Source organism: Pseudoalteromonas sp. L21 (assembly GCF_021728035.1).
Lineage (GTDB): Bacteria > Pseudomonadota > Gammaproteobacteria > Enterobacterales > Alteromonadaceae > Pseudoalteromonas > Pseudoalteromonas arabiensis.
On the sequence record NZ_JAKKCV010000004.1, the window covers coordinates 491,793 to 514,483 of the forward strand.

The following is a 22,691-nucleotide window of genomic DNA, read 5'->3' on the forward strand; positions in this document are numbered from 1 at the left end:
ATTTCTATACTTAATTTGTTGTTTACCTAATATTAACCTAAAACCTGAACGAATATCATAATTTTTTTATTCAATTCAGGACGAATTAATTTCAATATTTAGCGATTTTTTCTGTATAAAAATTTACATGCTGGTAGGCTATGGCAAAATTTATAAAAATATAGATTAGGTGTATGTCAAAAGTCCGTTCATTGAGTCTCACATCTCGCATCATGATTGGTATGGTGCTAGGTGTAGTAGTAGGTTTTATTTTTCAGGCAATTTTAGCGGGTGAAGACGATTTCCTTATCCCATTAGGGTTATTCTCTTTGCCTATTAAAGCATTTTTTGTCGATGGTATTTTTCACGTTGGTGGGCAAATATTCATTGCTAGTTTAAAGATGCTCGTTGTGCCTTTAGTATTTGTCTCACTTGTATGTGGTACATGTAGCTTAAGTGACCCTAAAAAGCTTGGCCGCTTAGGTGGAAAATCAATCTTGCTGTATTTATTTACCACTGCTATCGCTATTACTGTCGCAATTACACTAGCATTGATATTTAACCCAGGTGAAGGTATTAACCTACCATCGGATGCTAATTACAGTGCAAAAGAAGCGCCAACACTGGCTCAAGTGATCATTGGCATGTTTCCGACTAACCCTATTGATGCGATGGCCAGTGGCAACATGCTCCAAGTTATTGTATTTGCATTATTATTTGGTATTGCAATGGCTCTTAGTGGGAAAGCAGGAAAACGTGTCGCGAGCGTATTTGAAGACTTAAATACCGTTATCTTGAAACTAGTGACTTTATTAATGAATATTGCACCGTATGGTGTTTTCTTCTTAATGGCGAAACTATTTACCACTATTGATTTGAAACTAATTAAAAGCCTCGCTCTTTACTTTAGTATTGTTGTGTTAGCCCTATTTATCCATGGCTTAGTCAACTACAGTATCCTTCTCAAAGTATTAACGGGCCTTAGCCCTGTAACTTTCTTGAAGAAAATGAAAAATGCATGTTTATTTGCTTTCAGTACCTCAAGTTCAAGTGCGACAATGCCTATCACTTTAGAGACAGCGAATAAAAAACTAGGCGCACATAACTCAGTTGCATCTTTCACAATCCCATTAGGTGCAACCATCAACATGGATGGTACGGCTATCATGCAAGGTGTTGCGACTGTGTTCATCTCTCAAGTTTTCGCTGTCGACTTATCTATTTCTGATTACTTAATGGTTATTCTAACGGCAACACTTGCGTCAGTGGGCACTGCAGGTGTACCAGGCGTTGGTTTGATTATGTTAGCCATGGTATTAAACCAAGTTGGACTTCCTGTTGAAGGGATTGCAATCATTATTGGTGTGGACCGTTTACTTGATATGACACGCACCGCGGTTAACGTGACAGGTGACTGTATGGTGACATGTGTTGTTGCAAAGTCTGAAGGGCAATTAGACGAAGATGTATTTAATGACCCTGATGCGGCTAAAGACTTAGAAGATTATCATAAGTCTATAAACTAGATTCACCATTGAAAAACCCGCATATTAATGCGGGTTTTTTATCGTTTTTCGTTAAGGGTTCATTCCTTTAAAACGCGATACTAAATTAACTCCAGCCTTACTGATACTTGTACTCAAACCGATCGCCAGCTTATCACTTAAGTTCTTTTTGATTGTGTATTTCACTTTGTAAATCTGACGCTCACTCGCCTGACTTAAGAGGATATCATCACTGGTATCTATTCTATCAACAAGCCCTTTATCAAAGGCTTGAGTAGCAAACCAATGTTCGCCTGTTGCAACTGTATCTATGTCAAGTGAAGGTCGTTGCTCGCTAACAAAAGTTTTGAATAAGCCATGAGTTTGCTCTATCTCCTCTTTAAACTTTTCGCGCCCTTTGTCTGTGTTTTCGCCAAATAATGTTAGTGTGCGCTTATATTCACCCGCAGTAATTTGTTCGAACTCAACATCATTCTTTTTCAGTATTTTATTAAAGTTAGGAATTTGAGCTATCACTCCAATAGAGCCAACAATAGCAAAAGGAGCTGCAACAATTTCATTCGCCACACATGCCATCATATAACCACCACTGGCGGCAACTTTATCTATGGCTATCGTTAGGTGAATTCCTGCATTACGAAGGCGTTGTAATTGCGACGCAGCCAAGCCATAACCATGAACAACCCCACCACCGCTTTCTAAGCGAACGAGTACTTTATCTTTTTCTTTGTCAGCAATAGTAAGAATTGCTGTAATTTCTTCACGTAAGCTGTCTACCTCATGGGCATCAACACTGCCATTGAAGTCGATGACATACAGCCGAGCTTTTTTCTCATCACTTGAGGTTTTTTTGCTCTTCGCTTTTTGCTGTTTTAAATGCGCTTTGAGCTCCTTTTTTGAAAGAGTGTTCTCAATAAAGCTCTGTTTTAGATCTTCAAGCTGCTCACTCAAGTCATCTATTTGTATTTCGCCCTTTTTCGATTTTGGCTTTGCTGCTGCGCCAACTGCAATTGCGACAATGATTGCTATGGCAATAACAAAGGTGATGGTTTTGGCGAAAAACAGCCCATATTCGTATAAAAATTCCAAACAAATTCTCCACTTAATGTTAGTTCGCCACAATTTAACATGCTTTTTCATAAAAAAAAGCCACATGATGTGGCTTTTTACTTAATTGGTTAATTTAGTTTTTAGTCAGTGACTACATCGGTATTAGTGACTTGCAAGTACTGACCACGGCTCGCTAAGAAAGTGGCTATTTGCAATTGCATTTCAGACGTTGCAGCTGCACTTTCCTGTGCAGTAGCGCCTGAATCAGGCGTAGCCACAGGCGTTAATACCGAACTGTGATGACCCTTAGTAAATTTCACAACATAGCTCATAGGCTCCGCTGTTGGCCCCTGAGATTGAGCCACTGTTGCTAAGCCCATCAAGTTAGCAAGTGGTAAACTGCCTGCGATAGGGTTAGAAGCTACCATAGGTGGAATAACTTGGTCAGGCTTATTGTTAGCGCCATCACCAACAACGACACTCATATATGTTGGCGTGCCAAGTGCCGCAACTGATGCTGCGTAATTAGAAGGATCACCACTATCAAGGGCTGTCTGTGCCGCAAAAGCAAACTGTGTTACTACCCCTTGAATATTTGCTAGTTTTGCTGTTTCCCCTGCCATTGTTAACGAGCCAATGTACTCTTTGTAACCACAACTGACATAAGCGGTTTGATCTGCTGCTAGCGTGCCACAGTTAGACACAGCTTCATTTTGTAAGTACGAGCTAAATTCTGCAGACTCACTAATGCCAGCAGCAAGTAACACCGAACCTTGCACGAATGGGCCAAACGTTGCCGAATCAATTAAGAAACTTGCAATACCACCACCGCCACTGGCAAGTGCAACACTCTTCACATTGAAAAGTGGGTCAACCTGAGGATCAAGAGGATTATTCGTCACTGCAACAAAAGCAGGCGCAACAACTGAACCTAGTGAATGTCCTACGAATGACACATCTTGAGTGTTTAAATCAGTCGCACCAGAAAAGTTTAAACCTAAGCGTAAACCCAATAAATCAGCAACTGATTGACGTAAGCTGTCACGTGCTACAAGTAAAGACTGCAAATTCATGTAACTGAGTACGGAACCCGTTGATGCGTTGAAGTCGTCAACACCATCTCCATTTACATCAACACCACGCTCACCATGCATTGGGTGGTCGATAGCAGCCGTTGCAAAACCTTGGATAGAAAGCTGAGCAGTGATTGCTAACATATCTTCTTTCTTAGACGTAATACCGTGCTGAAGAATCACTACCGGCCAGCCACCTTCAGGCATTACCAAAGCATCTAGACCAATTTGGCTTCGAACAAAGTTAATGACGGGTAAAATAGGCTTAGTAATTTGCACCGGTACATTCGCAATGCTTTGCGTTTTAGGGATTGTATTGTATTTAGTTAAGTGCTTAGTTTGGTCAAGGCCTAGGTCACGTAACTTACCGCCACTGAGCGCCATACATAATGCATCATTTTCACTAATTGGATCTGTCGGGAACGATGCACCTGCTGAAGAGGCGTAGCCAAGTACCGCTACACCGCTGTCACACATACCTTGCCAGTATGTCGCAGCTAAATCACTTACCTCAGTGCCTGTTGGTGTTCCAAGGTACATAGGTAGCATTACACTGCCTTTTTGATACTGAACCCCAGCAAAAGCAGGTGATAAACCTGTTACCCCTTGTGATGCAAATACTTGTTCAACAGTAATCACTGGTTGCTCAGGAATTTGTACCGTTGGTCTTGGTAAAGCCGCTTGCGTTAAACTTGCTGCTAGTAATTGTTTGACTGTACCAAGTACTTGACCTGCCGACTGCATGGTCATAGCCGCACTAAAAATGATTTCATCTTTAGAAATTGCACCACCTGATGTTACAGCGTTTTCATAACTATTGATGACCGCTTGTAACGATTTTTGTGCGTCTGTAATAAGGGTTGTTTCTTCACTAACCAACGCATAAGTAGATGATGGCTCAATTGAGCGACCTTCTGAGTCCATTAGCGAGGTTGTTAAAACATTGATGTAGCTACTACCTGCTTTAAACGGCTTCAATGGTATAACAGCCACAGCATCACCAGAGCCTTGGGTAATAAAATCGACACCAAATGTGAGCTCTGACACTAATTTACAGGCAATACCTGCAGGTACTTGTGAGCATGCTTCATCCGTTTGGCTGGCTCCCATAACGACTTCAAAAATGCGCACTGCGCCAGGTGAGGCAGCAGATGTAGCATCTAAGCTAACACCCGCAGGAAAAGTAAGATCGATTTTAAACGGAGTTTGTGTAGACCAACCATCTAGTGCACCTAATGCTAACTGTGGATCGGCATAGGCAGCACGCTCTACGCTCACATTATTCTCATCAAGTTCACCAGGAATATTAAGCGTGCCATCAAGTGTGCCACTCATGAGTAAATCGTTGGGTACAGAGATAACACCATTAGCAGGGTCAAACTTAACTGTCGCGGTTGGCACAATGGGGGGATTGTCATTTTTTACATCTTCTAATGTTTCTCCTCCACCGCAACCTGTAATGGCTGTTGCAACGGCCAGTGAAAGTAGCATTTTTTTCATAATATCGCTCCGCGAAAATCTTATTGTTATTGTGTGTTCATATTTAAAAGTAGCTAAAAAGATACCTTTAGTTAAGTTAATTTAATGTAATTAGGTTATTAATAAGACATTAGACCAGTTAAAGTTAACGTAAAGTTTTAATTTTCGCCACCTTAATTTGCAATAAATTCGATAACTTGGCTTTTTGCTATGGTAAAATATGGAAAAATTTAACCGATGGTACTTTTATGCACAATTACAAAGCCGCAGAAAACGCGCTAAAAGACAAAGTTATTTTAATTACTGGTGCTGGTGATGGCATTGGTCGCGTAGCAGCCTTAACCTATGCAAAACATGGTGCTACGATCATTTTGCTTGGTAAAACAACCAGCAAACTAGAAGCTGTTTACGATGAAATCGTTAATGCAGGCGGCCCTCAGCCAGCGATTGTTCCAATGGATCTTAAAGGTGCTACAAAACAAAACTATCGTGACCTTGCTGCAACAATCGAACAGCAATTCGGCAAACTTGATGGCTTAGTAAACAATGCAGGTATTCTAGGTTCGCTTGGTCCGCTTGAGCACTTCTGCGTGTCAACATTTGAAAACATCATGAAGGTTAATGTTACCGCACAGGCACTTATCACTAAGTACATGTTCCCTATTTTAAGAAAATCACCTAGCGCATCGGTTATTTTTACCTCTTCAGGTGTAGGTCGCCAAGGTCGCGAATTTTGGGGTGCATATGCTATTTCAAAGTTTGCAGTAGAAGGCATGATGCAAACATGGGCTTGTGAAGTAGAAAAAACAAATATCCGCATTAACTGCATTAACCCTGGCGCGACGCGTACGTCTATGCGTGCATCAGCCTATCCAGGAGAAGATAAAGATAAGTTAGCAACCCCTGAGGATCTTATGCCTACTTACCTTTATCTAATGAGTGATGACTCAAAAGATATCAATGGTCAATCTTTAGATGCGCAACAAAAATAACTTTTGTGCTGTTGACGAATGATTAACCAATAAAAAACCTTACTCTCGAGTAAGGTTTTTTATTTTCTAGTATCTAACGACGCTTAGGCTGCTTAACGCGTTGATTATGCTTTTTAACAGCTTTACGAATTTGGTTTATCTTGGCCCGTTTTTCTTTACGCTTTTCAGGTATAACTGATAATTTTGTTTGCGTTTCACGACCCAATTGAACAGTTTTACGCAAATAGTTAACTGTATCCAAATCAAGCTCTGCCCACCCACCTTGAGGCAAGCGTTTATCTAGCTCTAACTTACCGTAACGAATACGAATAAGACGAGATACTTCCACATCTTGTGATTGCCATAAACGACGAACTTCGCGGTTGCGTCCCTCGGTTAAGGTAACATTAAACCAACGATTTATTCCTTCACCACCTAATGGTTTAATATTTAAAAATTTCGCAGGTCCATCATCCAGTTCAACCCCTTTGGTTAAGTTACGTAAGGTCTCATTCGTTACTTCACCAAATACCCGTGCAGAATATTCGCGCTCTACTTCATAGCTGGGATGCATAAGGCGATTAGCAAGCTCACCATCATTGGTAAACAACATTAATCCAGCGGTATTAATATCCAGTCGACCCACAGCAATCCAACGCTCACCATCTACTTTAGGGAGACGATCGAACACAGTACGGCGACCTTCAGGATCTTTGCGAGTACATAACTCGCCTTCTGGCTTGTTATACATAAGCACACGACAAATCCGGTCAGCTTTATCTTCAACTTTTACTACATGTCCATCAACACGAATTACATCAGTTGCTTCAACACGATCGCCCAAACGAGCCACTTTGCCATTGACACTTACTCGATTTGCATCAATGTATTTTTCCATCTCACGACGTGAGCCCACACCAGCACGGGCCAATACTTTTTGTAACTTTTCAGTTTCTACATTACTCATTCAGATAGTTCTCTCACAGAAGGATCGCTCAAAAGCTGGTTAATTTTACTTTCCTGTAATTCAGGTAAGGGTGGTAATTCATCTAAACCAGCTAATGAAAAATAGTCTAAGAAAGCGGATGTTGTAGCATACAAAGCCGGACGTCCTGGTACCTCTTTGTGGCCTACAACCCTTATCCACTCTCTTTCTAATAAGGTTTTAATAATCCCTGAGCCGACAGTAACCCCTCGTACTTGTTCGATTTCACCACGCGTAATGGGTTGCCTGTAGGCAATCAAAGATAATGTTTCTAATAGTGCTCTTGAGTATTTAGGTGCGCGCTCTTGCCAAAGATTTGCAAGCCATGGTGCTAAACTTGCGCAGGCCTGAAATCGATAACCGCTGCCAACTTCAACCAATTTTATGCCGCGTGTTTGATAATGGGTTTGAATGTTTTCAATTGCATTATTAATGCGTGCCATAGAAACGCTTAAATCAGCCAATACTGTCTCTTTTAAATGACGTTTAGATAAAGGTTTACCTGCTACAAAAATCGCGGCTTCTATGATTTCGACTAACTGTTCATCATTAATACGTTTTGCGGCCATGGGTTACTATAGGTCATTTAAATCACTAACGCTCTATTATGACAGAAGTCTTGCTAGGTTGGAAAAATTATTACAAAAAAAGCCAGTGTAATTCACTGGCTCCAAACAATGTTTATATTTGAGCTAAATTACGAGCTTTTTTTAACCATGTCTAATGCGTCATCTTCAGCAACATCACTACCATGTTCAGTGATGTAGCTAATAAACTCATTACGGCTTACGCGCTTGTCCTTATTAGTATCCATATACCCAAAATGGTTGGCAATATCGTCATCATCAGCCTCTTCAACCGAGATATAACCATTTTTATCGTTATCTAAGGATTTAAAATCATTTTCGATAGGATCAAATTGAGCTATTTCAGCTTTAAACGCCGACTCAGAGACTTCGCTATCTTCCGCAACTTTACCCGTATTAAGCTGCATGTAAGCATTAAACTCACTTCGGCTGATTTGTTCATCCATATTAGTATCGATATTTGAAAAATGTGCCCAAATTGCATCATCATCTGCTTCTGTTTTAGAGATGTAACCATCGTTATCATTATCTAAACTGCCAAAATCGCTGTCTATTTTTGCTAAAGAGTTGCTTGCAGAGCATGCTGAAAGACTAAGAGCCGCTAAAATTGTTGATGCTAGAGTTAACTTGTTCATAAGACATTTCCTTGTAGTCGATTAGATTCGCTTGGACTAATACAAGTTGAATGCCAAAACACCTTACAGCCTAAAATCAAGCACTTAGAAAGCAGTTAAGTTGTGGTTAAGACTATGATTTAGCAAGCTTTTCATACTTACTGTAATTTTTTCATAAAAAAAGCGCTCCAAAGAGCGCTTTTTACAAATAAGTTTAGCATACCGATTAAATAGCCGCGTTTTGGTAACGCTTAACGAACTCTGTTACTGCTTCACCGTTACATTTTAAGGTATTTAAGTTACCAATTTTTTCACGTACAGGTGTCAAACCTTGCTTAAGTGCTGTGATGCAAAGTTGCGTTTCTTTTTGCTCATTTTTAGCAAAAACTTCAACTGATACTTTCGAAGTCGCTTTTTGTAACTCTGCTTTTTTAGCAATGTCACGAATGTCGACACCATTACACTCAATACTTTTAGAAAAACGCGACATCGCAATACCATGCTTTGTCGCTTCTTTACGTGCAGCGGTAAACCCTTCGTTTGCACTCAGACTACATAACTTAGATTCAATACGATTATCAGCTGAGAAATACTGTGGATTGCTTGCCAATGAGCCAAATGAGATACATGCAAGAGAAAGCATCACTAATTGTTTTTTCATGGTTTACCTTTTAAGTGTACATAATTTGAACGGTTAATCTGCGCGCATTATATAAACAAAAAAGAACAAATCAATTAAATATATTATTTAATATTTTAATTAATATCGAGTTAACAATGCGTTTAACTAAACCCTCAATTGATCAACATTTAAACAGTGCATTTTTCTTTCTTTGCTCATGAATAGCGCCACATTTGATGGTAGAATTACGTTACTTCCTTTAAAGAAAAATAAACTAAGGTGCATGATGAAGGTTATCTCGTTCAACATAAATGGACTTCGCGCTCGCTTACATCAACTACAAGCGGTGATAGATAAACATCAACCAGATATCATTGGCTTACAAGAAATCAAAGTTCATGATGAAGCTTTCCCACTCGAAGACGTGCAAAAAATGGGTTATCACGTTTATTTTCACGGTCAAAAAGCCCATTACGGCGTGGCAATGTTATGTAAACAAGAACCTAAATCGGTAATGAAAGGCTTTGCAACTGATACAGACGAGTCGCAACGTCGTATGATCAGCGTGACTGTAACCCAACAGAATGGCCGTGACTTAACTGTTATGAATGGTTACTTTCCACAGGGCGATAATATTGCTCACGAAATTAAATTCCCTTACAAACGTCAGTTCTATAAAGATTTAATGACCCACTTAGAAGTCAATCACACGCCTGAGGAAGATGTTATTGTGATGGGCGACATTAATATTTCACCTACTGATCTCGACATTGGTATTGGTGAACCAAACCGCAAACGCTGGTTAAAGACTGGTAAGTGCTCTTTTCAACCAGAAGAGCGTGAATGGTTAAGTACATTATTAAACTGGGGCTTTAAAGATACCTTCCGTGAACTTTACCCTGAAAAAGTTGAACAATACTCGTGGTTTGATTACCGCTCAAAAGGTTTTGATGACAACCGAGGCCTACGTATCGATGTAATTTTAGCAACTCCAGCCCTTGCTGAGCGTTGTGTTGAGTCTGGTATCGATTACGAATTACGTGGTATCGAAAAACCTTCTGATCATGCGCCAATATGGTCAACATTTAACGCATGATAGACACTATGCAATGGCAGCTCCCTTTATGGAGCTGTGTGGCTTTAATACTTTGGCTAAGTTTTGATAAACAAAGCGCATCGCAATTATTGGCAACGCCAATAAGACAAGTTGGTGTGCTCGCCTGTGCTTTGGTACTTGCAGTACTGTGGCGCATTAAAGCGGGGATATTGCCAGGCCTTGAATTGCATATTTTAGGGGTTACTGCTGTGACCCTGATTTTAGGTTGGCGATTAGCCATTTTTGCAAGTGCCCTTGCAAGTTTACTGTTGGTACTAGTTGCTCAGTTGCCTATGGCTTTATTGCCCGTGCATTTACTGTTTACTGCTTTTTTACCAATTACGTTGAGCTATTTGTGTTTTGTGCTTTGTTATACCTACTTACCAAGACATTTTTTTATTTATATCTTTTTATGCGCGTTTTTAACCGCTGCTGTTATCGCCTGTATTAAAATACTCACCAGTGGTGTGCTTTATTACTTGCTTGGTGATTACAGTTTTATTGAGATTTCAGAAAACTACCTCATTCTATGTGCGATAATTTGGTTTCCTGAAGCAATGCTCAATGGCATGGCTATTACCTTAATGATCACCTATCGCCCTCATTGGGTTAAAACCTTTTATGATAAGGACTATTTAGACTCATGAGTCTTCACTATCACTGCCCGCTTTGCAAACTTGAGCTTACACTCAAGGATAAAACTTACCGCTGTAACAATAACCACAGCTTTGATATCGCCAAAGAGGGTTATGTCAATTTACTGCCCGTACAAAATAAAAAGTCTAAACAACCGGGTGATAATCTTGAAATGGTGCAAGCGCGACGCGCATTTTTAAATGCGGGGCACTATGGTTTTTTACAGCAAGCTTTAGCAGAGCTAGTGGCATCTCTCGAACCAAGTTCAGTGATTGATTTAGGGTGTGGTGAAGGCTTCTATACCCAAGCCATTGCAGCGCAATCGAATGCCGATGTATATGGTGTTGATATTTCGAAGCCCGCCGTAAAATACGCCGCTAAGCGTTATGAAAATGCGCATTTTAGTGTCGCGTCAATTAGCCAAGCCCCTTTTGCGGATGCGCAGGCTGATGTGCTTGTTAGTGTGTTTGCCCCTTTATTTGCACAAGAACTTGCCCGCCTTGCCAAGTCGCAAGCTAGTTTAATTGTTGCAAGTCCTGGCCCTTGGCACCTTAAAGAGTTAAAAGCGTTTATTTATGCCGATGTAAAACCGCACACAGAGATAGAGCCACCAGCAGGCTTTAGCAAAGAATCGACAAAATTATTAGAGCAACAGGTGTTACTATCAGTAGAAGAGATTAAACATTTAATTATGATGACACCGTTTGCCTGGAAATTTCGCCCAGAGCATTGGCAGCAAATAGAACAACAAGGCCCACAAAAAGTAACGTTATCGTTTTATGTGAGCCAGTTTATTAGCGATTAGAAGTGTTCTTTAGTGAAAGCTTTATCCATTTTTTCGAACATATCTTTTAATAATTGAGCTAAATCTGAATAACGTGGTTTTTCAGTCGTTAATTGAGACTGATAACCATGCGCCTTCATTTTACTGTGCAGCTCGGTGTACCAACTTAGCATCGCTGGCTCTAATCGGGTTTCTGCACGGCGGCCTAACCACAATAAACCTTGAAACGGTAGCGACAAAAAGAATAGCGCAATAGTAATTGCCTGCGGGAAATAATCACTACCTAAATAGTTAACTTGCATAAAAACAGTCAGCATAGCCAAAATTGGCATCACTGTAATTGCCAGATCTGTGGCTTTGATCACTCTAAATTCAGCAAACATGGGAGCGAGCTCTTGTCGCATTGGCCATTTTTTAGCGTATTGACGACCTGTTTGCACTTGTGACATGACACTTTTTTGCATCATCACTCCTAGGGTTTTCATCTTGTTTCACAACCGAGTGTAACACACTCCCGGATACAATCCCTGCAAAACCTGTCCTCGTTTTTATACCAAATTAATGTTAATCGGACTAACGTTTAAAGTCTAAATGAGATAAAATGTTATCGGCTTAAGTCAACCAGACTTTAGTATAATTACAGCCTAGCTTTGTTAAGTGTAGCAACAAAATACTTATTTACTATACTGGCAAAGAATTCTAATTATCAAGCCTTAATACACACTGACTGATATCGTACTTTTAGGACCTAGCTATGCCAACGCCCCTTTGCTCACCACAACATGTTTTAGTACTGAACTGTGGTAGTTCAAGTTTAAAATTTGCCATTTTAGATGCCACCACTTCTGACGAAGTTATTTCAGGTTTAGCTGAACGCCTTGGTTCTGACACGCCTTCAATCAAATATAAATATAAAGGTGAAAAACAACATGTTGAATTGGCAAAGGGTCAAGCCCATGATGCTGCAATAAATAAACTTGTTAACTTAGTCAAAAGCTTGGGCCTTGAAGATAACTTAGTTGCCGTGGGGCATCGGGTTGTGCATGGCGGTGAACATTTTACTGAGTCAGTATTAATTGATGATAACGTATTAACAGAGATTGAAAAAACAGCGACCCTCGCGCCACTTCATAATCCAGCTAATTTATTAGGTATTCGTACTGCAATGCAAGCCTTTTCATCGCTGCCGCAAATTGCCGTATTTGATACGGCGTTTCATCAAACCATGCCAAATATTGCTTACTTATACGCCCTACCTTACGCGCTTTATAAAGAGCATGGCGTAAGGCGCTATGGTTTTCATGGTACAAGCCATTATTATGTTGCCGGCGAAGCAGCAAAATTACTTGGCAAAGAACGCGAGCAAACCAATGTGATCAGTGCGCATTTAGGTAATGGTTGTTCAGTGTGTGCGATTAAAGATGGTAAAAGCGTTGATACCAGTATGGGCCTTACGCCGCTTGAAGGTTTAGTGATGGGTACCCGAAGCGGTAGCATCGACCCTGGCTTATTCACCTTCTTAACTCAGCAACTTAATTATTCAGTGCAAGAAATTGATGACTTACTTAATAAGCAAAGTGGCTTGTTAGGCATTAGTGAATTATCAAATGACTGTCGCACTATCGAAGAAGCCGCTGTTGAAGGCCATCCACAGGCAAATCTTGCCCTCGATATTTTCTGCTACCGCTTAGCAAAACAAATTGCTGCATTCTTGGTGCCTCTACAACGCCTTGATGCGCTTATTTTTACTGGTGGCATCGGTGAAAACTCAGATATCATTCGTGACAAAGTAATCACTCATTTAGGCTTTTTAGGTCTTGAGTGTGATGAAACTGCGAACTTAGCTGCACGCTTTGGTAAAGAAGGCTTAATCTCAAAAGGACAAGCGCATGCTAAAGCGTTTGTGATCCCTACTAACGAAGAATGGGTAATTGCCAATGATGCGGCCCGTATTGCGAAGGAGGCTTAAGTAATGGCACGTAGAATTATGTTGATCCCTATTTCAACTGGGGTTGGTTTAACATCTGTTTCTGTTGGTTTAGTGCGTGCGCTTGAGCAAAAAGCACTTAAAGTAAACTTTTTCAAACCTATTGCGCAGCCGCGCTCTGGCGATACAGGCCCCGAGAAATCAACGCAAATTGTCACCCATGGCTCGCCAATTAATCCACCTACACCATTCGATCTTGGCTATGCTGAACAAATGATTGGTGACGGTAAAGGCGACGACTTACTAGAAGAAATCGTAGAGCGCTTTGAAAACACCATCAAAGAAGACGAAATTGCCATTATTGAAGGTATGGTGCCAACACGTCGCCAGCCTTATGCGGGACGTGTAAACCGTGAGATCGCGCAAACACTCGGTGCTGATATTGTTTTTGTTCTAACACCAAGTAACGATAGCAATGACCAAATTGAAGACCGTTTAGAAATTGCTGCAGGTAATTATGGCGGTGTTAATCACCCTCGTGTGTTAGGTTGTATTTTCAATAAAGTGAATGCACCTCTCGATGACGAAGGTCGAGCCCGTGCTGACCTTGTTGAAGCCCATGAGCCTGAACAACTTGAAAACGAATTAAACCGTTTAGCATCACTGCCTATTTTCAGAAAGCACCCATTTAAGTTATTAGGGTCAATTCCATGGGATTTCGATCTCGTTGCACCGCGTGTCCGTGATTTGTGTGAATACTTAAAGGCAGAAGTTATTAACGAAGGCGACATGGCTCACCGTCGTTTGCGCCGCGTGACTTTCTGCGCCCGTACAGTATCCAATATTTTAAGTCACTTTACCCCAGGAGCCTTGCTAGTAACTCCAGGGGATCGTTCTGATGTTCTAGTTGCCGCTTGTTTATCAGCCATGAATGGTACAAAAATTGGGGCTATTTTATTAACCGGTGGCTTTAAGCCTGAAGATCGCATCATGAAATTATGCGAACAAGCTATGGATACGGGCCTGCCTATTCTTGCAACAAAAGAAGATACGTGGCGCACATCATTATTACTTCATAATTTCAATATGGAAGTACCCTGTGATGATGATCAACGTATCGATAAAGTAAAAGATCACAACGCCAGTCACATTGATTCAGACTGGTTAGATAGCCTTGCACAAAGTGTTGGCCGTACTCGTAAAATGTCACCACCCGCGTTCCGTTATTTACTAACCGATAAAGCCCGTCAAGCGAATAAAACTGTAGTATTACCCGAAGGAAATGAGCCGCGCACGATTAAAGCTGCGGCAATTTGTGGTCAACGTGGTATTGCAAAAACAATTCTACTTGGTGACAAAGAAGAAATTTTACGTATTGCTGAACAACAAGGTGTTGAGCTTAACGATAATGTAACCATTGTTGAACCTAGTGATGTCATCAACGATTACGTCGCGCCTATGGTCGAAATCCGTAAAAACAAAGGCTTAACTGAAGTGGTTGCCCAAGAACAACTGCTTGATAACGTTGTACTCGGCACCATGATGCTTGAACAAGGTAAAGTAGATGGCTTGGTATCAGGTGCTGTTAACACTACAGCAAATACGATTCGCCCACCGCTACAGTTAATTAAAACGGCACCGGGCTCGTCGTTAGTATCGTCAGTCTTCTTTATGCTGTTACCTGACCAAGTGCTGGTTTATGGTGACTGTGCTATCAATCCAGACCCAACAGCAGAGCAACTGGCCGATATTGCAATTCAATCAGCTGATTCAGCCGCCGCATTTGGTATAGAGCCTCGCGTTGCGATGATCAGCTACAGCACGGGCACTTCGGGCTCAGGTGCGGATGTGGAAAAAGTGCGTGAAGCCACGAAACTTGCCCAGCAAAAACGCCCTGACTTAGTGATTGACGGCCCACTTCAATACGACGCCGCTATCATGGAAAACGTAGCAATCAAAAAAGCACCTGACAGCCCAGTTGCAGGTAAAGCAACAGTGTTTGTATTCCCTGATTTAAATACCGGTAATACAACTTATAAAGCCGTTCAACGTAGTGCCGATTTAATTAGTATTGGCCCAATGCTGCAAGGTATGCGTAAGCCGGTAAATGACTTGAGCCGTGGTGCATTAGTAGACGATATCGTTTACACCATTGCCCTTACTGCGATTCAAGCTAAGCAAGTTGAAAGCATAGAAAACTAACCCATCAAAAATTAGGCTAATTTATAAAACCGTTATAAATTAGCCTATTACCTTCTTTATACTGACCTATTCCCATATTTATCCACAGATTCTGTGGACAAGATTAATGGAAATCTAAATGGCGTAATCCCGTGCTTCCTAATTACATTTAATCTCTTGTTGATAGCTCGTATTTTTAAGTGATTTGGGTATACTATTAATTATCGGCTTCATAGATAGGATCACAGATGTCAAAGCAAACGCTGCAACTTCATAGTACAGAGCTCACAATTCATAGCCTTGATGTCGATGCCACTATCCCTCCTGCATTGCTTAAAGAAAGCATATTTTTTATTGCAAAGACCGCTGATGAATTATCTATTGTCTGCCCTAGCAGCTTTACAATTGATAGCCTAGATGCTGAAACCGACTGGCAAGCACTGGAAGTCATTGGCCCGCTGGGCTTTTCTCTAACAGGTATAATGGCTAATATTTCTGGCGTACTTGCTAAAGCATCTATCTCTATTTTCGCTCTTTCAACTTATGATACAGATTATGTTTTAGTTAAAAAGCACAGCATTGAAAAAGCAATTTCGGCACTGAAAAAAGATGGTTATCATGTGTTAGGAAATACTAAATAGTCTTATGAATAAAGAAGTAACCTATCAGAGTCAACGCGCCTTGCGTAAAAACCAAGTGATGGCTATAAAAAGCCCATTCACGGGCCGAGTTAAACCTATAAGCGAACACCCTGAGGCTTTTTTTAGATTTTCGACTCTAGGGCCAAGTATCAGCGTTGAATTAACCAGCCATAATATAGTCGCTCCCTTTGATGGCACTCTACTGCAAGTAAAAAATGCCGGAAAAGAATATATATTACAGGCAAAAAATGGGCTGAAAATATTAATCAATTTACATTTTTCATCGTTGAGCGAACATATCAACCACACAAGGATTGCCAAGCTTAATGACAGCAAGATAAGCCAAGGCGAACGACTTGCTTATTTCGATTTACGTGAGCTTTCATCACCTATGATCGCAACCTTATGCGTACTTAACAGCCAGCAACTTGGCCCTTTATATTACTCTCTATCTCAGGTTAGTGCTGGGGTAGATACATTACTCACTGTGACAAAAAAGTAGATTTTATGACTATCATGTACGGTATCAGCAATTGCGATACAATTAAAAAAGCGAAAAAATTTTTATCTGATAACAATCAAGAGTTCACTTTCCATGACTACCGTAAAGACGGTATCACTGCTGAGCTTATTAATGAATTTGCACAGCATATTGATTGGCAAGATTTAGTAAATAAACGTGGTACAACATACCGTCAATTATCTGATGAACAAAAACAAAATTTAGATAAAGAATCTGCATTAGCATTGCTTGTGGAACAACCTGCGATGATCAAGCGACCTGTACTGGTTCATAACGGCCAATACCATTTAGGTTTTAAAGCAGCTCAATACGATGAGATTTTTGCCTGATGACTCACCCTGTTATTAAACTTGCTCAAGCACTTATTCAGCGTGAATCAGTGACGCCTGAAGATGCCGGTTGCCAAGCGTTAATGAATGAGCGCCTTGAAAAGCTGGGCTTTAATATTGAGTCGCTGTTTTTCACTGACACATTAAATACATGGGCACGTAAAGGTAAAGAATCACCACACTTTTGTTTTGCAGGTCACACAGATGTTGTCCCCACAGGCCCTGCAAAAAATTGGCAGCACCCGCCTTTTTCAGCACTGGTAAAAGACGGCATACTACATGGTCGTGGTGCCGCCGACATGAAAGGCTCTTTAGCCGCTATGGTTATTGCTACTGAACGCTTTGTGGCTAAGCACCCAGACCATAAAGGCTCAATTTCGTTTTTAATTACCTCTGATGAAGAAGGCCCATTTATCAACGGCACGACGCGTGTGATCGACACCCTAGAAGCACGTGGAGAAAAAATTGATATGTGCCTTGTTGGCGAGCCATCGTCACGAGATGAGCTGGGTGATGTGGTTAAAAATGGTCGTCGTGGTTCTTTAACTGGCTTTTTAACCGTTAAAGGTGTGCAAGGCCATGTTGCTTACCCGCACCTAGCGCAAAACCCAATTCACCTAGCCGCCCCTGCTTTAACTGAGTTGAGTCAAACCGAGTGGGATCAGGGGAATGAGTTTTTCCCTGCAACAAGCTTTCAGGTTTCAAATATTAATGGCGGCACAGGTGCTGGTAATGTGATCCCTGGTGAGCTTGAAATTCAATTTAACTTCCGCTTTAGCACTGAAGTTACCCATCAGCAACTTCAGCAACGAGTAGTTGATATTGTTGAAAAGCATGACCTTAATTACGAACTCAATTGGATAGTAAATGGACTACCGTTTTTAACCGATCATGGTCCACTGGTTGATGCAACAGTAAGCGCTATTAAGCAGGTAACTGGGCGCGACACAGCGCTTGAAACCACAGGTGGAACATCTGACGGCCGCTTTATCGCCCAAACAGGTGCCAAAGTCATTGAGCTTGGCCCGCGTAACGAAACGATTCATAAAGTAGATGAGTGTGTCAGTACAGATGATTTAATTCAACTTGCAGATATCTACGAAGCGATTTTAGAGCAACTACTAACATGAACCAGGCTGAATTAGCACTTTGCGCAACTGGGTTAAGTAGTTCGCATTTAGTCGAGCTACAAAAACATCGTTTGCATGTTGATATTGTTGATGATTTTTTGGCGCTACAACAGGCAGCTAAAAAAGCAGGTATTGAACTTGCGATTGCCTCAAGCTTTCGCGATTTTCAGCGTCAAAGCGCTATTTGGAATGCGAAATTTCAAGCTTTGCGTCCTGTTTATACTCTTGATCAAAAAATTTTGGACTTACAGAGTCTTAGTGATACACAAAAGTGCCATGCAATCATGCTTTATTCAGCTCTACCAGGAGCAAGCAGACACCATTTTGGCACCGATCTCGATATTTACGACGCAAATGCGATTAATGATGACTACCAGCTTCAGCTTACACCTGATGAATACGCGTGTGATGGCCCATTTGCTGAGCTTAACGACTGGCTTGAGCAGAATCTCGAGCGCTATGGTTTTTATCGCCCTTATCAAGAATATAAAGGAGGTGTTGCACCAGAACCTTGGCATATTAGTCATATTACACAATCCCAAGTGATGATGCAGTACTTATCCTTAAACACATTAAAAGACAGAATTACAAACAGCGAAATTGCAGGTAAACATGCGGTGCTAGAAAACCTCAGCAGCCTGTATGAGCGCTTCGTAACAAATATTAACCAACCTAAACGTGCTTTTTAGTAAGTAAAAACACTAATACAGCGCCTAAAATAAGGGCGCTTGCTACCATTAATTGCAATGTAATTTGTTCGTTTAAAAAAAACATTCCTGCAACAATGGCAAGTACAGGCACTGTCAATTGCACAACAGCAGCTTGACTACTTTTTAGCTTTGGTAGGGCCAAATACCAAATACTATAACCCACACCAGATGCAAGCGCCCCAGACGCAACTGCAAGCGCGATACCGCTGAAAGAGATAGAAGGCCATTGAAAAAAAGCGGCAAAAATAAGCGCGGGTACAAAAATAAGGCTTCTTAAAAAGTTAAACGTTGTGGCTTGTAAAGGAGCGCGACATTGTTTACCGCGAATACTATATACTCCCCATGCCGCACCACTTAATGTCATAAGGATGGCAGGTAATAAAGAAGGGACAGCTGCTGAAGGTAACATTAAGTAAATGAATCCAGCGAATGCAACAATTAAAGCAACCCACTGCAATAACGATAAGCGCTCTTTATTGAAAATACTGTAGCCTATCATCGTCAACTGTACTGCCGAGAACAAAATTAGTGCCCCCGTTCCAGTATCAAGTTCTACGTAAGCGACTGAAAAACAAACGGCATAGATGAACAAACTTACAGCACTTATATTATTTCCTTTATCGACAGGCTCGTCGCTTGCCACTCTTTTTACTTGCCAGCTAAAAAGTAAGAGTAGCATGATGGCACCACTAAATAGCCTAATTGCTGTAAAGCTCCAAGGGTCAATGTCCCCGCTGTGCAATGCCATTCGACATAATAGTGAGTTTGCAGCAAAGGCACTGAGCGCTAAAAATGTATATAAGATAGTGGCAAACAAAATTCAGTTATCCTTATTCTATTTATTCGTATAAGAGACCCGTTTTATCGTCAATAACTTACGATTTTTTACATAATTTATCATAGAAGGTTAAGGCGCATATGCTAATCTAATCAAAGTGTTTAAAAGGAGTGCTCAGTGCGTCGATGTTTGTTTATAGGAGCGGTTAGCTTTTTATCAGGTTGCAGCACCATAGGTATTACTGATCTATTCCAAGATTATGCAACGCAGCTTAAGCCTGTACGACAAGCTGTCAGGCAAAATAATATTAGCAATGCTAAGCAATTATTACCTAGTACGAGTTCATCGCACAGCAATTACTTACTGAATCAGTTAGAAAGTGCGCGACTGGATTTTTTAGCCCAGCAAAACGACGCATCGAATGAAACATTCGAGACAATTTACAAACGTGTAGAAGATAAGCGCCAAGCTGCTAAATTACAACTTAGCGCAGGGTTAGAACAAAGCAACTCGCTTTTAACAAATGATACTGTTATAAGCTATCAGCCCGCAGCCTATGAGATGACTATGCTGCATAGCTATAAAGCACTCAGCTATGTGTTTAATTCGCAATTGGAATCGGCACTTGTAGAAGTAAGACGAGCAAATAAAGTACAAGAGGACGCACTAAAAGAAAACCAAGCCATTGTTGATGAACAAGCAAAAAAAGCAGCGCAAGGTTATCCAAGTATGGATGCATTAATTGGTAATGTAAAAAATGGTTTTCAAAATGCCTTTACTTTCTACTTATCAGCAGTGCTTTATGAGGCAAATAAACAATTTGATGATGCTTATATTGATTACAAAAAGGCATTAGAAATAAATCCAGATAATCAATATCTTCAACAAGATGTTTTGCGACTCGCTAAAAAGCAAGGGTTTGCCCAAGAGTATGAGCGTTTCAGCCAACAATATGGTGAGCTAAGTGTTACGGATAAGAATCACGGACAGGTCATTATTATTGCAGAGCAAGGCCTCATTGCCCAAAAACATGCTTTCAATTTAAGGCTGCCTATTTACACCTCCCGAGGTGATGCCCGATTTTATAGTTTAGCACTGCCTATTTATGCAGATACGCCCTTCTCGGTAACTGAAAACACAGTGCAACTAGAAGACAAAAGCTTGGAGCTGAAACCGATAGTTCGTCTTGAAGCGTTAGCAGCCAAAACACTTGAAGATCAAAGCGCTGGTCGTATATCACGCCAGGTATTGCGACTTATTGCGAAAGAAAAAATGCGCGCTGAACTTGCAAGAAGTGGCGGAGATGTGGGCAATATTTTAGCAAATATTTACAACCTTGCCTCCGAGCAAGCGGATACGCGCAGTTGGTCAACTCTTCCAAGCCAACTAAGTATCGCTCGAACACGTTTAGCTTCAGGTTCACATACTTTGAAAATCAAAGGACATAACGACCTTGATTTTACTGTTAGTAAGCAAGGGTTAACCTTTATCTTTCTAACGTCTATTAATAACTATTTTGACTCTCATATAGTCCAACTCTAGGAGCAATAATGAAACACATACTGCCACTTTTAATGATTTTGCTTGTTACGGCATGCTCCTCACGCCCAACCACATCTGGTATCGGTGTTGAGCAAACAGGTCAACAGTATAACCAGCAATTAATTATCGATAACCCTGAATTAGCTAAGAAACTTGCCATAACAGACGTTAAAACCAGACAAACCAACGGCCTAACTGATGTTGTGGTAACACTGGCTAGTCAGTACAAAAAGTCACAGTATCTGCAATACCAATTCACTTGGTACGACGCTGATGGGTTTATGATTAGAGGCAACCACTCCCCTTGGCAAGCTATCAAGCTATTTGGTTTTGCAAAAACTCAATTACCGGGCTTAGCCCCGACAGCAAATGCTGTTACCTTCTCGCTTGCTGTGCGTGAAGTGTCAACAGAAGCACAAGAATTTGAAGATTAAGGATACTACCATGAAATTAATTTCTGTTAAGTCGGCTGCGGCCATCGCAATAACAAGCACTCTGATGCTTTCTGGTTGTGCTAATAAAGCGGTCGTTAGCTATGGTGACGCTCAGGCGGTTGAAACAGTTGATGTCAATTTTGGTTCAACAGACTTACAAAAAGTAGCGAGCCAAATGACTGATTCATTGCTTGCCTCGCCTGTGGTTGGTACGCTTACAGCGAATAGCCGCCCTATCGTGTTTGTAGAACGTATTAAAAACAAAACCAGTGAACATATTGATACAGAATCCATTACCGATTCCATCTCTACACAATTACTTCGCAGTGGTAAGTTCCGTTTTGTTGATATGACCCGCGTTGAAGCTGTTCGTGAGCAACTCAACTTTCAGAACGTTGACCCGCTAGTCAACCCAAATACAGCAATCGCGTTTGGGCAGCAAGTGGGCGCACAATACATGCTATATGGCAACCTATCGAGCATCGTAAAATCAAATGCTGATAAGTCTGATGTCTATTACAAATTTACAATGCGCTTAATGGACTTAAAAAGCGGCCTAGTTGAATGGGCAGATGAAACTGAAATTCGTAAAACACGTGAGAAATCAACTTTTGGCTGGTAGTCAGGAGGACATATGAAATACCTGATTAGTTTATTGACTGCGTGTGTATTACTAAGCGCGCCAAGTTACGCCGACTATCAACGCAACAAAGCTGTTCCTGTGCAGCAAGTGTTGTTTGGTTCTGTAGAGTCAGTGAGAATGATAACAGAACAAGAACTGGTCAAAGACAAAACTAACGGCTGGGAAACCTTTGGCGGTGCGCTTATTGGCGGTGTCATTGGTAATCAATTTGGCGGCGGCAGTGGCCGTACAGTAGCGACTATTTTGGGCTCAATGATTGGAGGCTCTGTTGCTCACAACCGTCAACAAACAAGTCGTGTTGTGCAATATCAGCTAGTTGAGTTAATGATCAAAGTCGAAAATGGCGAACAGTACATGGTTGTACAAGACAAAGACAACCAAATGCTCTTTAATCAAGGAGATAAGGTCCGCTTAGTCTACCTAACTGACAATACTGTACGTGTTGATAAAGCTTATTGATCTGTAATGAAAT

General features: G+C 41.0%; 24 protein-coding genes. 16 read left to right on the forward strand and 8 right to left on the reverse strand.

The window, feature by feature from the left end; translation table 11 throughout:
- The first annotated feature begins 173 nt into the window (after positions 1-173).
- Entirely contained in the window at positions 174-1,505 is a 1,332-nt protein-coding gene (locus tag L3V41_RS14005) for a dicarboxylate/amino acid:cation symporter (RefSeq protein ID WP_062568915.1), read from the forward strand.
- A gap of 51 nt (positions 1,506-1,556) precedes the next feature.
- Here the strand turns inward: L3V41_RS14005 and sohB are convergent, their stop codons facing one another.
- Positions 1,557-2,573 carry a protease SohB gene (gene sohB / locus L3V41_RS14010; RefSeq protein ID WP_062569396.1) on the reverse strand — a complete coding sequence of 339 codons (1,017 nt, stop codon included), beginning with the start codon at positions 2,571-2,573 and terminating at the stop codon, positions 1,557-1,559.
- A 101-nt stretch (positions 2,574-2,674) separates the two neighbouring features.
- Positions 2,675-5,107: a VolA/Pla-1 family phospholipase gene (locus L3V41_RS14015; protein ID WP_237127958.1), complete on the reverse strand. Its 2,433-nt coding sequence runs from the start codon at positions 5,105-5,107 to the stop codon at positions 2,675-2,677.
- 227 nt (positions 5,108-5,334) lie between these two features.
- On the opposite strand from L3V41_RS14015, the gene L3V41_RS14020 reads away from it, so the two are divergent.
- Positions 5,335-6,078: a YciK family oxidoreductase gene (locus L3V41_RS14020; RefSeq protein WP_062568913.1), complete on the forward strand. Its 744-nt coding sequence runs from the start codon at positions 5,335-5,337 to the stop codon at positions 6,076-6,078.
- 73 nt (positions 6,079-6,151) lie between these two features.
- Here L3V41_RS14020 and rluB read toward each other — a convergent pair whose 3' ends face one another.
- The 4 genes from rluB to L3V41_RS14040 all read right to left on the reverse strand — a co-directional run bounded on the left by rluB (position 6,152) and on the right by L3V41_RS14040 (position 8,904).
- A complete protein-coding gene (rluB, locus tag L3V41_RS14025) occupies positions 6,152-7,024 on the reverse strand; it encodes a 23S rRNA pseudouridine(2605) synthase RluB (protein WP_062568912.1) in 873 nt (290 codons plus the stop codon).
- Complete coding sequence (scpB, locus tag L3V41_RS14030; protein WP_237115147.1) at positions 7,021-7,611, reverse strand: SMC-Scp complex subunit ScpB; 591 nt, start codon at positions 7,609-7,611, stop codon at positions 7,021-7,023. Before scpB ends, rluB begins: the two co-directional genes overlap by 4 nt.
- A gap of 128 nt (positions 7,612-7,739) precedes the next feature.
- Complete coding sequence (locus L3V41_RS14035) at positions 7,740-8,264, reverse strand: EF-hand domain-containing protein (protein ID WP_062568910.1); 525 nt, start codon at positions 8,262-8,264, stop codon at positions 7,740-7,742.
- Positions 8,265-8,469: 205 nt separating this feature from the next.
- Entirely contained in the window at positions 8,470-8,904 is a 435-nt protein-coding gene (locus L3V41_RS14040; RefSeq protein ID WP_062568909.1) for a hypothetical protein, read from the reverse strand.
- A gap of 247 nt (positions 8,905-9,151) precedes the next feature.
- Between L3V41_RS14040 and xthA the strand changes: the two genes are divergently transcribed.
- The 3 genes from xthA to L3V41_RS14055 are packed head-to-tail and all read left to right on the forward strand — an operon-like array spanning position 9,152 to position 11,402.
- Positions 9,152-9,961, forward strand: a complete 810-nt coding sequence (xthA, locus tag L3V41_RS14045; protein ID WP_237115249.1) for an exodeoxyribonuclease III — start codon at positions 9,152-9,154, stop codon at positions 9,959-9,961.
- Positions 9,958-10,608: an energy-coupling factor ABC transporter permease gene (locus L3V41_RS14050; protein ID WP_193988710.1), complete on the forward strand. Its 651-nt coding sequence runs from the start codon at positions 9,958-9,960 to the stop codon at positions 10,606-10,608. The genes xthA and L3V41_RS14050 overlap by 4 nt, the downstream gene beginning before the upstream one ends.
- Entirely contained in the window at positions 10,605-11,402 is a 798-nt protein-coding gene (locus L3V41_RS14055) for a putative RNA methyltransferase (RefSeq protein WP_237127959.1), read from the forward strand. The genes L3V41_RS14050 and L3V41_RS14055 overlap by 4 nt, the downstream gene beginning before the upstream one ends.
- Here the strand turns inward: L3V41_RS14055 and yfbV are convergent.
- Positions 11,399-11,845, reverse strand: a complete 447-nt coding sequence (gene yfbV / locus L3V41_RS14060) for a terminus macrodomain insulation protein YfbV (protein WP_062568905.1) — start codon at positions 11,843-11,845, stop codon at positions 11,399-11,401. The genes L3V41_RS14055 and yfbV overlap by 4 nt on opposite strands.
- A 290-nt stretch (positions 11,846-12,135) precedes the next feature.
- Here yfbV and L3V41_RS14065 point away from each other — a divergent pair, with 290 nt between their 5' ends.
- From L3V41_RS14065 to L3V41_RS14095, 7 genes are all read left to right on the forward strand, one after another.
- Positions 12,136-13,350, forward strand: a complete 1,215-nt coding sequence (locus L3V41_RS14065) for an acetate kinase (RefSeq protein WP_062568904.1) — start codon at positions 12,136-12,138, stop codon at positions 13,348-13,350.
- 3 nt (positions 13,351-13,353) lie between these two features.
- On the forward strand, positions 13,354-15,510 hold the full coding sequence (gene pta, locus L3V41_RS14070; protein ID WP_062568903.1) for a phosphate acetyltransferase: 2,157 nt from the start codon (positions 13,354-13,356) through the stop codon (positions 15,508-15,510).
- A gap of 227 nt (positions 15,511-15,737) precedes the next feature.
- Positions 15,738-16,130 (forward strand): ACT domain-containing protein, encoded by a 393-nt coding sequence (locus L3V41_RS14075; RefSeq protein WP_062568902.1) that lies wholly within the window; start codon positions 15,738-15,740, stop codon positions 16,128-16,130.
- A 4-nt stretch (positions 16,131-16,134) separates the two neighbouring features.
- The gene (locus L3V41_RS14080; protein WP_237127960.1) at positions 16,135-16,632 is read left to right on the forward strand and encodes a PTS glucose transporter subunit IIA; all 498 of its coding nucleotides are present in this window, start codon (positions 16,135-16,137) and stop codon (positions 16,630-16,632) included.
- A 5-nt stretch (positions 16,633-16,637) separates the two neighbouring features.
- A complete protein-coding gene (locus tag L3V41_RS14085) occupies positions 16,638-16,982 on the forward strand; it encodes an ArsC family reductase (protein ID WP_062568900.1) in 345 nt (114 codons plus the stop codon).
- Positions 16,982-18,112, forward strand: coding sequence for a succinyl-diaminopimelate desuccinylase (dapE, locus tag L3V41_RS14090; protein ID WP_237127961.1), 1,131 nt, complete (start codon positions 16,982-16,984; stop codon positions 18,110-18,112). The genes L3V41_RS14085 and dapE overlap by 1 nt, the downstream gene beginning before the upstream one ends.
- On the forward strand, positions 18,109-18,801 hold the full coding sequence (locus L3V41_RS14095; RefSeq protein WP_237115144.1) for a M15 family metallopeptidase: 693 nt from the start codon (positions 18,109-18,111) through the stop codon (positions 18,799-18,801). The genes dapE and L3V41_RS14095 overlap by 4 nt, the downstream gene beginning before the upstream one ends.
- Here L3V41_RS14095 and L3V41_RS14100 read toward each other — a convergent pair.
- Complete coding sequence (locus tag L3V41_RS14100) at positions 18,785-19,639, reverse strand: DMT family transporter (RefSeq protein ID WP_237127962.1); 855 nt, start codon at positions 19,637-19,639, stop codon at positions 18,785-18,787. The two genes, L3V41_RS14095 and L3V41_RS14100, sit on opposite strands and share 17 nt — an antisense overlap.
- Before the next feature lie 138 nt (positions 19,640-19,777).
- Here L3V41_RS14100 and L3V41_RS14105 point away from each other — a divergent pair, with 138 nt between their 5' ends.
- From L3V41_RS14105 to L3V41_RS14120, 4 genes are read left to right on the forward strand one after another with little or no spacing between them, the layout of a single operon-like run.
- Complete coding sequence (locus L3V41_RS14105; RefSeq protein WP_237127963.1) at positions 19,778-21,142, forward strand: adenine DNA methylase; 1,365 nt, start codon at positions 19,778-19,780, stop codon at positions 21,140-21,142.
- A gap of 8 nt (positions 21,143-21,150) precedes the next feature.
- The gene (locus tag L3V41_RS14110; RefSeq protein ID WP_062568895.1) at positions 21,151-21,576 is read left to right on the forward strand and encodes a YcfL family protein; all 426 of its coding nucleotides are present in this window, start codon (positions 21,151-21,153) and stop codon (positions 21,574-21,576) included.
- Between the two features lie 10 nt (positions 21,577-21,586).
- Positions 21,587-22,198 carry a penicillin-binding protein activator LpoB gene (lpoB, locus tag L3V41_RS14115; RefSeq protein WP_237127964.1) on the forward strand — a complete coding sequence of 204 codons (612 nt, stop codon included), beginning with the start codon at positions 21,587-21,589 and terminating at the stop codon, positions 22,196-22,198.
- Positions 22,199-22,210: 12 nt separating this feature from the next.
- The gene (locus tag L3V41_RS14120; RefSeq protein WP_062568893.1) at positions 22,211-22,678 is read left to right on the forward strand and encodes a glycine zipper 2TM domain-containing protein; all 468 of its coding nucleotides are present in this window, start codon (positions 22,211-22,213) and stop codon (positions 22,676-22,678) included.
- Positions 22,679-22,691: the final 13 nt, after the last annotated feature.

What these genes read in the sequence shown, in the direction of transcription:
- L3V41_RS14080 (WP_237127960.1), top strand. Translation starts at nt 16,135, where the DNA reads ATGAATAAAGAAGTAACCTATCAGAGTCAACGCGCCTTGCGTAAAAAC.
- L3V41_RS14110 (WP_062568895.1), top strand. Translation starts at nt 21,151, where the DNA reads ATGAAACACATACTGCCACTTTTAATGATTTTGCTTGTTACGGCATGC.
- L3V41_RS14055 (WP_237127959.1), top strand. Translation starts at nt 10,605, where the DNA reads ATGAGTCTTCACTATCACTGCCCGCTTTGCAAACTTGAGCTTACACTC.
- L3V41_RS14075 (WP_062568902.1), top strand. Translation starts at nt 15,738, where the DNA reads ATGTCAAAGCAAACGCTGCAACTTCATAGTACAGAGCTCACAATTCAT.
- pta (WP_062568903.1), top strand. Translation starts at nt 13,354, where the DNA reads ATGGCACGTAGAATTATGTTGATCCCTATTTCAACTGGGGTTGGTTTA.
- yfbV (WP_062568905.1), bottom strand. Translation starts at nt 11,845, where the DNA reads ATGCAAAAAAGTGTCATGTCACAAGTGCAAACAGGTCGTCAATACGCT.
- scpB (WP_237115147.1), bottom strand. Translation starts at nt 7,611, where the DNA reads ATGGCCGCAAAACGTATTAATGATGAACAGTTAGTCGAAATCATAGAA.
- dapE (WP_237127961.1), top strand. Translation starts at nt 16,982, where the DNA reads ATGACTCACCCTGTTATTAAACTTGCTCAAGCACTTATTCAGCGTGAA.
- lpoB (WP_237127964.1), top strand. Translation starts at nt 21,587, where the DNA reads ATGAAATTAATTTCTGTTAAGTCGGCTGCGGCCATCGCAATAACAAGC.
- rluB (WP_062568912.1), bottom strand. Translation starts at nt 7,024, where the DNA reads ATGAGTAATGTAGAAACTGAAAAGTTACAAAAAGTATTGGCCCGTGCT.
- L3V41_RS14095 (WP_237115144.1), top strand. Translation starts at nt 18,109, where the DNA reads ATGAACCAGGCTGAATTAGCACTTTGCGCAACTGGGTTAAGTAGTTCG.
- L3V41_RS14040 (WP_062568909.1), bottom strand. Translation starts at nt 8,904, where the DNA reads ATGAAAAAACAATTAGTGATGCTTTCTCTTGCATGTATCTCATTTGGC.
- L3V41_RS14005 (WP_062568915.1), top strand. Translation starts at nt 174, where the DNA reads ATGTCAAAAGTCCGTTCATTGAGTCTCACATCTCGCATCATGATTGGT.
- L3V41_RS14035 (WP_062568910.1), bottom strand. Translation starts at nt 8,264, where the DNA reads ATGAACAAGTTAACTCTAGCATCAACAATTTTAGCGGCTCTTAGTCTT.
- L3V41_RS14015 (WP_237127958.1), bottom strand. Translation starts at nt 5,107, where the DNA reads ATGAAAAAAATGCTACTTTCACTGGCCGTTGCAACAGCCATTACAGGT.
- xthA (WP_237115249.1), top strand. Translation starts at nt 9,152, where the DNA reads ATGAAGGTTATCTCGTTCAACATAAATGGACTTCGCGCTCGCTTACAT.
- L3V41_RS14120 (WP_062568893.1), top strand. Translation starts at nt 22,211, where the DNA reads ATGAAATACCTGATTAGTTTATTGACTGCGTGTGTATTACTAAGCGCG.
- L3V41_RS14065 (WP_062568904.1), top strand. Translation starts at nt 12,136, where the DNA reads ATGCCAACGCCCCTTTGCTCACCACAACATGTTTTAGTACTGAACTGT.
- L3V41_RS14085 (WP_062568900.1), top strand. Translation starts at nt 16,638, where the DNA reads ATGACTATCATGTACGGTATCAGCAATTGCGATACAATTAAAAAAGCG.
- L3V41_RS14020 (WP_062568913.1), top strand. Translation starts at nt 5,335, where the DNA reads ATGCACAATTACAAAGCCGCAGAAAACGCGCTAAAAGACAAAGTTATT.
- L3V41_RS14050 (WP_193988710.1), top strand. Translation starts at nt 9,958, where the DNA reads ATGATAGACACTATGCAATGGCAGCTCCCTTTATGGAGCTGTGTGGCT.